General features: G+C 30.1%; 9 protein-coding genes. 3 read left to right on the top strand and 6 right to left on the bottom strand.

Annotation, left to right across the window (positions count from 1 at the left end; all coding sequences use genetic code 11):
* Positions 1-3: 3 nt before the first annotated feature.
* The 6 genes from BQ2679_RS02800 to BQ2679_RS02775 form a co-directional block, all read right to left on the bottom strand.
* Positions 4-2,565, bottom strand: a complete 2,562-nt coding sequence (locus BQ2679_RS02800) for an SNF2-related protein (RefSeq protein ID WP_075565937.1) — start codon at positions 2,563-2,565, stop codon at positions 4-6.
* Positions 2,565-3,764, bottom strand: a complete 1,200-nt coding sequence (locus tag BQ2679_RS02795; RefSeq protein ID WP_075565934.1) for a ParB/RepB/Spo0J family partition protein — start codon at positions 3,762-3,764, stop codon at positions 2,565-2,567. Before BQ2679_RS02795 ends, BQ2679_RS02800 begins: the two co-directional genes overlap by 1 nt.
* Positions 3,761-6,292 carry a sigma factor-like helix-turn-helix DNA-binding protein gene (locus BQ2679_RS02790; protein ID WP_075565932.1) on the bottom strand — a complete coding sequence of 844 codons (2,532 nt, stop codon included), beginning with the start codon at positions 6,290-6,292 and terminating at the stop codon, positions 3,761-3,763. The genes BQ2679_RS02795 and BQ2679_RS02790 overlap by 4 nt, the downstream gene beginning before the upstream one ends.
* A 190-nt stretch (positions 6,293-6,482) precedes the next feature.
* The gene (locus BQ2679_RS02785; protein WP_075565930.1) at positions 6,483-7,343 is read right to left on the bottom strand and encodes an ImmA/IrrE family metallo-endopeptidase; all 861 of its coding nucleotides are present in this window, start codon (positions 7,341-7,343) and stop codon (positions 6,483-6,485) included.
* A gap of 96 nt (positions 7,344-7,439) precedes the next feature.
* Positions 7,440-9,782, bottom strand: a complete 2,343-nt coding sequence (locus BQ2679_RS02780; protein ID WP_244491696.1) for a hypothetical protein — start codon at positions 9,780-9,782, stop codon at positions 7,440-7,442.
* A gap of 72 nt (positions 9,783-9,854) precedes the next feature.
* Positions 9,855-10,190 carry a helix-turn-helix domain-containing protein gene (locus tag BQ2679_RS02775; RefSeq protein WP_075565928.1) on the bottom strand — a complete coding sequence of 112 codons (336 nt, stop codon included), beginning with the start codon at positions 10,188-10,190 and terminating at the stop codon, positions 9,855-9,857.
* 861 nt (positions 10,191-11,051) lie between these two features.
* Here BQ2679_RS02775 and BQ2679_RS02765 point away from each other — a divergent pair.
* The 3 genes from BQ2679_RS02765 to BQ2679_RS02755 are packed head-to-tail and all read left to right on the top strand — an operon-like array spanning position 11,052 to position 13,530.
* A complete protein-coding gene (locus BQ2679_RS02765) occupies positions 11,052-11,348 on the top strand; it encodes a cytoplasmic protein (RefSeq protein ID WP_075565924.1) in 297 nt (98 codons plus the stop codon).
* 21 nt (positions 11,349-11,369) lie between these two features.
* On the top strand, positions 11,370-11,831 hold the full coding sequence (locus BQ2679_RS02760) for a conjugal transfer protein (RefSeq protein WP_075565922.1): 462 nt from the start codon (positions 11,370-11,372) through the stop codon (positions 11,829-11,831).
* A 13-nt stretch (positions 11,832-11,844) separates the two neighbouring features.
* Positions 11,845-13,530: an FtsK/SpoIIIE domain-containing protein gene (locus tag BQ2679_RS02755; RefSeq protein ID WP_075565915.1), complete on the top strand. Its 1,686-nt coding sequence runs from the start codon at positions 11,845-11,847 to the stop codon at positions 13,528-13,530.
* Positions 13,531-13,635 lie beyond the last annotated feature (105 nt).

Below are 13,635 nucleotides of genomic sequence, written 5' to 3'. Positions count from 1 at the left end.
CTCTTATTTTTCTATTTCTTCGTTCATCATCTGTAAAATTTCATTTTTCTCATCGATTGTAAATTCTGGGGTAATTAATGGTGATTCAATTGCATCATACATTATTGATTTCTTATCATTTAATCTTTCATATATTTTTTTATCAATTGTACTTCTTCTATCAAATTGACCATCTAACATAAAGTAATAGTAGTTAGTTTCTTGATTACTTTTCAATCCTAATCTATGAATTCTATCTCGTGATTGTAACATATGAGTTAGATTAAATGAATACTCTAAATAAAGTGCATCATGGGCTACCATATGTAATGAAACAGACTCTGCCAACGTATGTGGATTGGTTACTAAAACATCATATCTTCCTTTTTGAAAATCTAGGATGATCCTTTCTCGTTCACTTGACTCTATCCCACCATATATGACAGCAACCCTAAATCCTTTCTTTATTAAGTCATTTTTCATCTTATTTATTGTATCAACAAAGATACACCACACAACAATTATTTTCCCCTCATTAATTAGTTTTTGAGCTGTCTTCAAACATTTTGCATACTTAGATGATGTAGAAATGGAATTAATCAATGCTAATTCGTTATTAACAAATTTTGGCTTTTCATCAATTATCTCTATATCAGGTAAATCGTCATCCTGACTGTAATCACCATACATATCTATAGAAATTTCATCTTTTAATAGTTGTGGATTCGATGAAAGCTGTATCAAACGAATATAAAGTTTAAATGGATTGTGACTAAATTTCTTCCAAAGAATATTAATTAATTCTTGTTCTGAATCATTAGCAGTAGCATTAATAATATTATCCTCATTTTCTTTAGGGACATTTAGTTCTTTTTTCGTCACCCTCCAAAAAAATGGATTTAGTTTAGTGTTAACATCTTGTATAGTAACTGGATCTGGTTGATAGAGGGATGCTAAGTTCAAACCAAAATATTCATTAAATTCAAAATCATACAATATATGTAAAAAGTTCCAAATATCTTGGTAAGAATTTGGAATAGGTGTTCCTGTAAGAACATAGCGATAATTTGCTTTTCTTGATAATTCTATCGCAAATTGAGCTTTTTGAGATTCTAAATTCTTAATTTTATGAACCTCGTCAAATACTAACATTGTTCTTGAATCAACTATATTGAGAAGTTCATTTCTATATTTTATAAGTGATTCATAATTTATCAAAATTAAATTATAAGAATGAACATTTTTATAAAACATCTCGGGATAAAAATTCGGATCATGAACATCTAACAGTTTCAACATCTTTTTATCTTTAAAAACCGTTTTGAATTCTTCCTTCCAAGAAATAAACGAATTTTTTGGCCCAATAACAATAATCCTATCAATTTTATCTATTTGTTTGCTAGACAAAAATGCGAACGTCCCCAAAATCATAGAAGTTTTCCCTGCTCCTGGAACAGAAAAATTTGCGACACGTTTCATAGTTGCTTGGTAAAAACTAACCCAACTTTGAATTTCATATAATTGACGGTTTACTTCAGATTCTACAATACTATTAAATTTTTCAAAATCATTCAGGAATATTTCATCTTTATTTTTAATTGCAATTCCTCTTTTTGCAATTTCTTGAATTTTAAATTCTGATTCTTTAATAAACTTTTCAACAGAGTCTGATACTATCAAACGACAGTTTGTCCTCTCTGAATATCTATTAAATAATTTTACAATCTCTTGAACATCTATATATGACAATTCCGAATTAAAACATCTAACTTTGTCATCAGAATATTGTTTTTTTATAATTTTCTTTAATGATCGTTGCGTCAAATCGAGTGGGATTCCCAAATTATTTTTTAAATGCAAACCATTATCATAATAGAGTATCAGAGCATTTTCTTCAAAAACAATACTATCTATAACTATTTTCCCTTGACTAAATGAAATGATTTTTGATTTTACAACCTCATCAATTGTTTTTACAAATACCATTCCATTATTTGCTTTATTATTCCATAGCTTATCAAAAAAAGTTACTTTTTCTTTTAGCTCTGAATCATTTGTTTCCCAACTTTTAATAACAGAGATTTCTTCATAATTTTTTACAAAACCTGCTTCCGTTTCATTTAATGAACCAGAAAAATAAAGTATATTGTCAGAAGAATCTCTAAATAATCCAAACTTAGCATGAAATAAACCCGAGTGCGTAAAACCAATTTTTATATCAACCAAACCAATTTCGATTAAATATCCTAAATTTGATAGATAACGCTTTTGTTCACTATTTAATTTTTCAAGAGTGAGACTATTATATAATTCTTTTTCTATACCATCTTTTCTATTATCATATCCTTGGACTATTTGGCGATAATCACTTTCAGATATCTCGTGAGAGATAATTAATCGGTATTTACCTCTATTATCCAATAATCCTTCTATTCCTTTTGAATAGTATGCCAAAGCTTTAGAACTGAAGTATCCACTTACCCTATCATACGCACATGATTCCTGCATTGCAATATTATAAAATTGTTCAGGTATATCATCTGAAGATGTGGAGTAAAATGTTTTAAAATTATGATCTGATAACATCAATTACTTCCTAATTCTTTCAACTGTTCTTCAATACTGTTTAAAATTTGGTCAAACTCTGCTCTTAATTCGTCATTTAATCTAAGTACAGAATCTTTATCTATATCTTTTATTAACGAATCAACTTTATTTAGTATTACGATAGGCTTATTCTTTGCTGTAGACAATTTCTTGGTTTCTACATATCGCTCCGTAATGTTTGTAACTTGATTTTTGATGTCTTCTGTCAAATTAAGAATGCTGGTTTCTGATACATCTTTCTGAGTTGTTTCACTTTCAAAGAAATCATTTGCATCATCAAATACTTCTTTTTCATCTACTTCGTCAATCAGTGCACCACTCAGTTTTTTATCTTCAAAAACAAGTTTTAATTCTCGTATTTTTCTAGATACATCCCCATCTAAAGATAATACATTTAAAAACAGAACTTCTTTAATCTCATCAATTTGAGAGTCATCTACTTTTTTACTTTTGATAATTTTGTAAATCTCTCGGATTGGCCCATCTATTTTCTGTTGTCTGGCGATGTAAAACTTTTTAGGCTGTTTAATATATTCCAGGTACTCTATCATTAATTTAGCAATTTCAATCTCTTCATTAACTTTCGTTAATGATAGCTGTGTTTCTCTAGAGTACTCCTGAGGTGTAAACACTTTTTCTTCAATCAAATCTCGATAAATATCTACAAGACGATCAATTGGATTATAATCTACTTTGGATTCAATTGCATGCTGTAAATTCAATTCCAATCTTTTAATATCTTTTTCAGTATATGCATCACTCTCTAAAATGACAGCTTCTAAATAAGAAAATTCTGCACCAGCTCCTTCTCTTGATAATTGTCTCAAAGAAGTAAATCTTCTATTTCCATCTAGTACAATACCATTTGCCATTATCACTGCAGGTTCTGTCTGTGACATTATTTTTATATTAGCCTTAGTTTTCTTAAGGGCATCTGGATTACTTTGTTCAATATATTTTTCAATAATATTATTAAAAGCATTAATATCATCTTCAGGAAATTCTTTACCTTCATCTATAAATTGAGAAACATATGTAGCAATTCTTCCGTTTTTCTTATTATAAATTAAATATTCAATTGGTACTCTATAAACATCAAATGTTTTTGTTTGTCCTTGAATTGATAACTTTTTGGTGGATACTGGGGCGCCTAAATTAATATCTTCTAATAAATTCATTTACCGTAAACCTCATCTAAATATTCTTCTTTTAAAATATATACCTTATTCAATATATCTGAATAATATGCACCTTCTTCTACTAGTTTCACCCGAACACTATATTCATCTAAATTTAATCCATATTTGGAGTTTATATCATCTGTAAAATCTTCTAAATTAGCTGATTCACATTTTAATAACTCATCAATCAAAAATTCGTTCAAATTCTTCTTTGTTTTACTTCGACAATATAGATTTGGGAAGCCTACACTAACAGCTTTTACTTCATCAGAAGTACTGATAAGTCTGTCTAAAGAAATTAACTCAAATCCATCTTCTAAAAGGCTATCACTAAATCCATTATTTATTAATGAAATAATAGAAAAATACTCTCCATCACTAGTGAAATCAATTACTCTTGATATAAATTGTAACAATTTTTTCTTATTAAATCCTCTATTTTCTAAGTGTTCAACATTGATATAACTTGTCTCTGATATCTTTAAAATTTGTAATTCACTTTCCAATCGTTGAATAGAACTATAGTACTCATTTGTTCTAAAAATTGGTTTATCCCCAACATGAAAGATTTTATGTGACAAAATATATGTGGTAAAAGCTTCCATTCCAGATCTGTATTTTTGCTTTACAATAATTCCACCTTTTTCAACAAATCCAAGATTTAAAACTAGTTCAGAATTGATTTCATTTAAATTTAGATCTCTTCTCACAATAGAATAGAATTCATTCTTTTCATAGATATCATCACGTAAACTTTCTTTTAAAGCACTTACTTGTGTATAATACTGATCTTGCTCAAAATAAACTACTCTATTTTGAATATGATTTGTAAACTCAGATAAAACATAAGCTGTTAAAGTATCACCATTAAATCCATAGTTCCTTACCATATAATCAATAAATTCATCTAACGAACTACCATTAAATTTTTTTAATTCTAATAATATATATTCCCTCTTAGTCAGTTTCCCTTTAACAAAACCAGGATTCCGTCCTAAGGTTACAGTATTAGATAAGATTTTATATTTCTTACAAAAAAAATGTAGCTCATACCCATTCAATATGTCTAATTCTTTCATTAGAACTGGATTTTTTTCGTAAATCCAATTCATATCATATGCTCCATCAGCAATTAAATCAAATACTTCAACTAATTTTTGCTTAATTTCAGGATTATAATCTACGCCGTGAAATCTGTATCCTTCCCTGAAGGAAAAAATAATATTTGAGTATCGATCAAGTAAAGCACTTAAACTCCTTGTACTCTTTATCTTTAACTTTTCGTTATTCCCTATCTCCTCAGTATACAAATAAAAAATATCATCCAAAGAAAAATAATTTTGTAAATTTCTATTCCTCTGTAATATATCAATAACAATATATTCCCTCGACAGTTGTTTTCTATTATTATTCAATAAATAAGTTCCAGATGAATCCAACAAAAATTGTTTTGCATTTTCATCGAACTTCCCTTCCAAAATATCGGACTCTAGACTTTTAGTACCCTTTTTATACAAGAGTGATAATAATTCATAAACATATTCATTTGAGCATAAAACGTTAATAAATAAGTCCTTAGAAACCCTATAATTGGTAAAGAAATCACGATATCTCTCGATTTCATTAATATGAGGCATCTCTCTAGCTAATTTCTGTAATATCTGACTAACACGCTGTCTGCTTACTCCAAAAACATCTCCAATTTCTTGTAGTGTTTTTCCTTGCAATTTTAAAATTAAATAATCTTTATATTTAAAATCGTTTTTGAGAAAATCTTCCAATGTGACCGATTCCATATCAATTTGATTATCATCTTGATTATTATCTTGATTATTATCTTGACTGTCATCTTGACTATTAATCTTATTTAAATCGTAAAAATTTTTATTTAAATTGAATGTATTAATGAGTACTTCAGGAAAAGATAGACTATCAATTGCAAGCATAGTATAATCTCCATTTTTATCTAATTGCAAAAAACCATCTGCAATAAGAATTTGCAAGATTTGCTTATCTAATCCGAATGTCTCGATTTCACTATTATTAACAAAGGTGTTATTTAAAAAATAAGCAAAATTTCTCCATTTAAGCACTTCTAATTGTTTTTCAGTTTTTCCCAAAATTTTATAATATTCACTTATTTTTTTCTTTAACTTTTTGGACGAGTCTAGAAGACCTTCTTTTTCCCAATCAAGCGTTTCAAAAAGTCTATTAAATTCGGAAATGGATTGTGTTTTTTTAAAAATTTTCAATCTTATCCCTTTATAATAATCATCTTTTCCCTCACAGTCTACATATTCAAGCATACAAACATCATCAAAAATATCAGTGGACTTAGACAAACAGGGTAAAGATTTTATAAAATAATCTCTTAGTTTTTTTATTTTGCCACTTGAAAATTTATTAGTCAATTTAGGATTGTCTTCCAAGAACAAGTCCAAAAATTCAACATCATCTATAGCTAACGAAATTGCTAGTGGAAGGCTCAGGCCAAATTTTCTCAGATAATATAGTGAAACACTCATAATTCATCCCATCTCTTCATTTAATATTATCTATAGCTAGTAATAAAAGAAACCGCTTTACTAAATACTAGTATATCTCTTTTTCAGGAATAAAAAAACAGTTTATAATAAAATAATAATTTTAATTAAATTACTTTTATTCAAAATCTAATACACATCTTTTTATTGTTACAGCAAATCCTAATCTTATTTACTCTAGTAATAGTTTTAACTCTGCCTTCTTTTTAGCACTCTCATCTGAGATTTTCTTACTATCCCAAGCATATGCTACTGATTTGCCTTTATTATATACTAACCAAATTTTCAAGTTATCAATACTTCTTTTGAGTTCTGGCCAACTCTCTTGCTTAAGTAATTCTGGGAATTCTTTACTAGAAGCAAATCCCTCTTTACTAATTCTATTTTTAAACTGTTTTTCTAAAGATAGACTGTATTGATTAAATTCTTTAATCAATAGATCTTTAATATCGTGAAACAAAAAATGGATAGGTACATTTTCATTCTCTATATAAGCTTCAATGGCATGCTTAATATTGTCTTCTCTATCAGGAAAATATTCTCTTAATAAATCCAACAAACGAAAATATAATGCCTGTTTTGATACTTCAAGACTATCTTGTACAGTCTTAAAGCTACTACAACCGTAATAAATTTTAGATAGTAAAACAATGTCTGGCATCAGTACTACCGCTGAAAATATATTTGCTTCTCTCTCCAGTATATCTCCTTTATTATAAACAGACTCTGTAAAGCATGTACCGTTGTGCTTAAGAATGAAATGCCCTAATTCATGACACAAGGTAAAGTTGCGTTTGGTTACGGGATTATCTTTTTCATATGAAAAACTGATGCCAAGTCTATCAATAATCGTCAACCCTTCAATCTTGTGGTTTGAAAAATGATGAGGGATGACTTGAATCTGATTCAAATCAATACAATGGTCAAAATAGTTGCGAAAGTGATAATTAAGGGTTGAAATTTCTTCTTCTTTTATAAAAGAATATAGAGCTTGTTTTGTGATTTCACTTACTCTTGAATACAATTCATCCAACGAACAGTACCTCCTTCAAGTAACAATATACAAAACTAAACCAATTTGGTTGAATTTATTATATAAAAAAAGTGGTCGATTGTCCACTTTATATTACTAATCAATAAATTTTATTTGTTCTGGTGAACCTAGTGAAGTAAATAACATACTCTCAGAAAAAACATAATTATGTTTAAAAATATAATCAATTAACATTTTTGTTGATTCTGGATAATTTTTAAAAAATTCTTGGTAAGCTTTATCTCTATATATGACACTTTTTTCCATTACTGAGAGACATTTGGTATTATCTTTTGAACTGGATTCAGTACAATATTTTATCACAAATTTACCCAATTCAATAGGGTCAATATTACACTTAACACCTTTTTTAGCTAAATATTCAATAATGGTATTAGTAGGTTCAGTAATATAATGCACTCTTCTAGCTTGCAAAATTATATCAGACCAATTTTTTACATATTCGGGGGGCACCTTACCTTCAAAATAATTTTTAAGATATCTAAAAATTGATTCTATTAAACTAAATGTATAGAACCCATCAACTGGGAAATATGTTGCTAATACTGACTGACTTCCTAACCCAAGAAACATATTTCCAATGTTTAAATAGTGAGAGTCTAATACCTGAGTCTGACAGGCTCCCAATATAGTGACATCAGGTACCACCTTTATATTACTTACTAACTCAATCATATCAATTTCATCATCGCCAATATGAAGCTTACCAATCTGATCTGGTTGATTTCTACTCGCTTCAGGCATACTACCATGTCCATAATAAATAAAAAATGTTGCAAGATTTTCATTCATAATATGAATGAAATCAGTTTTGTTTGTAACTTCATGGTAATTAACACTATGTTTAGGAAAATACTTTTTTAATAGTTCTCCTAGTTTCTTTCCATTACTATACAATATGTCATTATGGTTAAGAGTATTGATAATCAGAAAGGACACTGAATCTTTCGAAATTTCACTTGATAAGTTACGTTTAGCTGAATTTACTAATGTATTACCAGGAATAATTGGCAATCTGCTGATTGATTTTATTAAGCCTAGAGGAGTATCTTTATATTTAACCCATTCAATTGGTGCATCTGTAATGAATTTTATATGCTTCCCATGTTTAACAATTATATCGATAAAGCCATCATCTAATGATAACTTTAACTTCTCAGATATTTTATGGAAATTATTATTGAATTTTTCAATTTCTGATAAATTGGAATTCTTCATTATATTTTTAAACATATGCGAATACCACAAAGTAATATCTTTAGAAGGTAAGTTAGGCAAACGCACATACGGAGATTTTGTATCCAAAGTAAAATTAAGAGATAAAGAGTCTAAGATTAAATTTTCTAGAACTCTATCAGAAATTATTGGTAGCATCTTTTCAATATCTTTGCTGTCCCCTATTCCATAATATCCTGAAAAATCATATATCTGCCGAAGAACTGATTTAGACAGTCGTAACTGAAACTCTCTATTTACCAAATCAACACTTGTTTTATTTACCATCGGCAAAACAAAAACCATATCTGTTCGATAAGATATTTCATCAAATCTCTTAAAAAAATAATCCGATAGATTCAAAAAATATTTTTCAAGAATATCAAAGTCTAAATCTGCAGTATCTATTGAATCATCCCATTTCCTTATAATTTCAATCAAAGAATCAATTCCTTTTTCATGTTTTGCAAGATATATGATATACTTTTCTGCAATTAGGAGCTTTAAATAATATTTCAAATCACTTATCGCTTGTTCCTCTGTCACTAGTTTTCCTTCTGTTGTTGGGTTATCAAATGGTTTTGGTTCCTGCCCATTTTCAAATATAGATAGGTACAAACCTCTATTACGATTGATTGCAATCTCTAAAGGTCGCAAAAAGCGCTTTTGAGGTATGCTAATCGGCTCAATTTTTGTTTTATTAGAGATTGTAACTTTATTATCTAATATCTGACTAGCATTAATGCTATTTTTTTCAACAATCAATTGTAGTTTGCTGAAAGGAATCTCTACTCCATCTGTTAAAAAAATCACAGGTAGTGTTGTTTCTTGTATTTGTTCAATAATAGGATGATCTTTTAATTCTTCAGGAATGAAAACGCAGCCTAAAGGAGTTTTCTTAATTGAATCTATAATCCCCTCTGTATTCTTAATTAACAGCTCTATATTTATGTATTCCGTAATATATTTTGGATTTTCAATAAATGAAGATAGAGGCCAAGGAGCAAATAACTCTTCCAGACTTTTAGGAAGATGGGCAATTATATATCTTGATTGAGTGTGTGTTGCAATATTTCTATTGAAGCGATAAGAAAATGTATCTCTTTCTATAAAATTGGAGACATCATATTTATTCGTAGTTATAAAGAAACCTACAAATGGTATATTTTTAAACATAGCACCAGATCTCAAATAATCTTTCATTAATTTAAACTATTAAGTATTTTTTTAATTCAATTTTCAAAATATGAAAAAGTACTAATATAACTTATAAAATTATCTCTTAAAAAAATTTTTCCGTTCTTCCATAAACTCAATCAACTCTTTCTTAAATACTTCCTTTTCTTCTTCAGTTAATCCTTTTGAGTTCATACGGAAAAGCAATTCCATATTGTCTAATTCATCTGAATTTTCTTCTGAGTTCCCAACTAAATAATCAACAGACACATTTAAAACTTGTGCAATCTTAACAAGATTTTCCTGTGTTGGTTTTTTAACCCCACGCTCCCATGAAGCGTAAGCAGGTTGCGAAATTCCTAGTTTTTCAGCAACATCAACCTGGGTTAATTGTGCTTGTTTTCTTAGTTTTTTTAAGCGTTCCGAAAATTCCATTGTGTTCCTCTTAAAATTTTTAAAGAATTTTTCAAAAATCTCTTGACAAATATAACTATTGGTTATATAATTTAAATATAGCTGTTGGTTATAATAGTTATAAAAATAATAATGCTTATCTTTTAGCATCACGATCCTTGAAAATTTAATAGAAAGTGCGTCTGACAACCAGAGGACTGATTGCCAAAACTACACTAAACTTCGTACCTTTATTGTAAATGTTTTGGAAAGAAAAGTCAAGTCTATTTATGGTTGAAGTGAAGATATAAAACATTTTTGTGGGCTTCCACGCATTTCGGACTTTCGCACTTTTCCGGATAGTAAAGTGAACTGGCTTCGCCAAAGGCGTAAGAGAATCCTTGAGGCATGATAGTGACTACCTTTTGAGATTGGCTGGGAAAGCGATGGTAATTTACGCAAAGCACCTTGCTAAACGTTGCCACCGTGGAAAGAGTATTCTTTCCAACCAAATAACTTTTCTTTACTACTGTCTATCCTTATCAGATAGACTAACTCTCAAGCTACTAAGTCTTCCCAATTTCTTGGTAGCTTTTTACTTTAACAATAAAGGAGAAAACTATGACAAACTTTTTTCGCATTACAATGTAAAAGACTTTACAATAATTACCTCTTCACTTATAGAATGTTCCGTTCATCTGAGAAGTTAATAGCTCAACTTTACTCTCAAACTCTAAATGATTTAGATACCATAGCTAAAAAATCACTGGCTACTGGATTTCCTCAAAGTGAAGTACAATTTTATACTAGAATGTTTAAACGTAAACTTTCTATTCATTATTACTCAAGAGTGAAGCAATTAGCTTAGCTCTTTTTATTTTACAATCAGAAAGGAAAATACTTATGATCCCAGAAACACTGAAAATGAAACCAGAATTTATCGGCCCAGCTTACTATGAAAAATTGGGAAATTCTCCCCGCTTCGTCTTTGGAAAAGAAGGCAAATATCAACGTCATATTTTAAACAGTGAAACACATGGTTCCTTCCATGTTATCACACCTGCTTCTACCACAGTCTTCCCAGAAGATGCTCTTGTAGAAGTTGTTAATCCTATCTTTCTATCAGACACTTCTCTGAACGGAAATTCTGTTGCACCTGCGCTCAATGTTTTTGCTGAAAAACTTGTACTGAAAAAATAATTAAATAAAGGAGAAAACTATATGGCTAAAATTGGATTAAACTACGGAGAAAAACTACAAATTGCTGACAAAACTTATCGCGTTATCACTGATGGTTTAGACATCCCTCAAGTCCTTGGTAAATTGACTTTCCGTGGCATTGAAGGACCAGATATTATCTTTGAAGAAAATCGCTCACAAAGAAACCCTGACGGTTCATTTGCCCAAATTAATACAGGAGAAGTCCGTGGTATTGTTGTTGCGATTCATTCTTCTGAACAACATCAGACACTTTTCTTTACTATTGCAGATATGTCAGAATCTGAAATTGAAGATCTTGGCCTAAAATATCGTGAAGAAATTGAATTAGAAGATATTGTCATTACGCATACTCACGTAAATCGAAATGACATCTTCAAACTTTTTGCTTCTAAAATCAAGAAAAAAACAGGAGGTACTCCGTCTAAGGAAAACAAAACCGTAGAACATAAAAAAGAAAGTTAGGAGGTGAGATACTATGAAGCTCTTTACCTATCGAGGACAAAGAGTTCGAATCATTCACCGAAAAATTAAGGAGATCACATGGTTAATTCTGTGGTTTCCTTTTTTATTTGCTATTAGCCTTTATACTTACATTCATCTAGAAGAGTTAAAAATTTATCCCTTACCACAAGCTTATTTTATAGGCGCTGTATTCTTTAGTTCTTCTATTCTTGCTTGGTTCATTAATCACCTTTGTTACGAGAAGCTACTATTCTTTCAAAAAATGAATAGCTTACGTATTTTATCTCGTTTTTTATTAGAGAATAATCTCTATCTATCAAAAAAAATCAAACGAGAAAATAAGATTAGTGAAAAGATTGAACTTCCTCAAGTATATCTAAAACAATCACCATATAAAATTGAAATTAGCTTCATCTTAGAAGGAAATAAATTTCAGGATCGTTTCTTAAACCTTGGTTCCACTCTTGAAGTAATGTTTAATGGAGATTTTCGAAATAAAACTTTTGATAAACGATTTATCAAATATGAAATTGCCGTCAATCGTATTGATAGTCGTATTTCTATTGATAATGTCACAGTCAAAGATTCGAAACTACAACTCATGAAAGATGTGACTTGGGACTTTATTGAAGAGCCTCACCTTCTCATTGGTGGTGGAACTGGTGGTGGAAAGACTGTTGTTCTCATGACCATCATATATGCACTCGCTAAAATTGGATTTATTGATATTTGTGATCCCAAAAACTCTGACCTAGCTGGTTTAAAAAAGATAGCTGTTTTCCATAACCGAGTCTTTACTAGTAAAGAGGATATCATTAACTGTTTTAAAGAAAATGTAGAGTTTATGGAAAAACGCTATAAATTGATGTCTTCATCCCCTAAGTTCCAAGCTGGTAAGAACTTTAAGCACTATGATATGAAACCAAAGTTCATTCTAGTAGACGAATGGGCTGCTCTCATGGCAAAAATCGACCGTGACTATAGCCAACAAGCTGAACTCATGGAATATCTTTATCAACTCGTCCTAGAAGGCCGTCAAGCTGGTGTCTTCATCATTTTTGCTATGCAACGGCCTGATGGTGAATTTATCAAAACAGCTCTTAGAGATAACTTTATGAAGCGTCTCTCCGTCGGTCATTTAGAATCAACAGGATATGACATGATGTTTGGAGATGCAAATAAAACAAAAGAATTTAAAAAGCTCGATGAAATCAACGGTGTCCGTATTAAAGGACGAGGCTATATTGCTAACAACGGTGATTTAGCGGGTGAATTTTTCTCACCTTACGTTCCACTTGACCAGGGTTTCTCCTTCTATGAAGCTTACTCACAAATACCAGTTATAGAATTTGAAGGAGAAGAATTCTCTGTCTTTGAAGAATTCCAATCGCAAACTAAAAGTAAAAAAGAGACACAGAAGTCTGATATGGAACTTAAAACTACTAATCGTACCCTTAAAGACTTTTCTGATGAGCACAATCTAAAAATGGCAACACTACGGAAAATAATCTATCTATTAGAGGAAGAAGGAATGCCTTTTGAACGTTCCGACTCTGCCATTTTAGTAGAACCTTTTCAAGAAAAACTCCTTCTTGAAATACTCTCACAATTTGATGAGGACGGACGTAAATCTTATCCAAAAGCTGTTGAAGCGATTATTAATCATCATGGGCTAGGACAAGGGCAAGGGCAAGCCTGACCACAGGTCAGGCGCAGACCGTAGACCGACGTTCCTAGTCCATGATGAAACTTCAACCCCCGGTTTCTAATTCCGAGAATCGATTTGAAACGAAAAAGAATGCTG

The organism is Streptococcus timonensis (genome assembly GCF_900095845.1).
Classification (GTDB): Bacteria; Bacillota; Bacilli; order Lactobacillales; family Streptococcaceae; genus Streptococcus; species Streptococcus timonensis.
The sequence above is the reverse complement of the archived record's forward strand: the minus strand, read 5'-3'. Positions and strand labels throughout refer to the sequence as shown.

Coding starts and splice junctions, on each gene's coding strand:
- BQ2679_RS02800 (WP_075565937.1), bottom strand. CDS start 2,565: ATGTTATCAGATCATAATTTTAAAACATTTTACTCCACATCTTCAGAT.
- BQ2679_RS02775 (WP_075565928.1), bottom strand. CDS start 10,190: ATGGAATTTTCGGAACGCTTAAAAAAACTAAGAAAACAAGCACAATTA.
- BQ2679_RS02760 (WP_075565922.1), top strand. CDS start 11,370: ATGGCTAAAATTGGATTAAACTACGGAGAAAAACTACAAATTGCTGAC.
- BQ2679_RS02790 (WP_075565932.1), bottom strand. CDS start 6,292: ATGAGTGTTTCACTATATTATCTGAGAAAATTTGGCCTGAGCCTTCCA.
- BQ2679_RS02755 (WP_075565915.1), top strand. CDS start 11,845: ATGAAGCTCTTTACCTATCGAGGACAAAGAGTTCGAATCATTCACCGA.
- BQ2679_RS02795 (WP_075565934.1), bottom strand. CDS start 3,764: ATGAATTTATTAGAAGATATTAATTTAGGCGCCCCAGTATCCACCAAA.
- BQ2679_RS02765 (WP_075565924.1), top strand. CDS start 11,052: ATGATCCCAGAAACACTGAAAATGAAACCAGAATTTATCGGCCCAGCT.
- BQ2679_RS02780 (WP_244491696.1), bottom strand. CDS start 9,782: ATGAAAGATTATTTGAGATCTGGTGCTATGTTTAAAAATATACCATTT.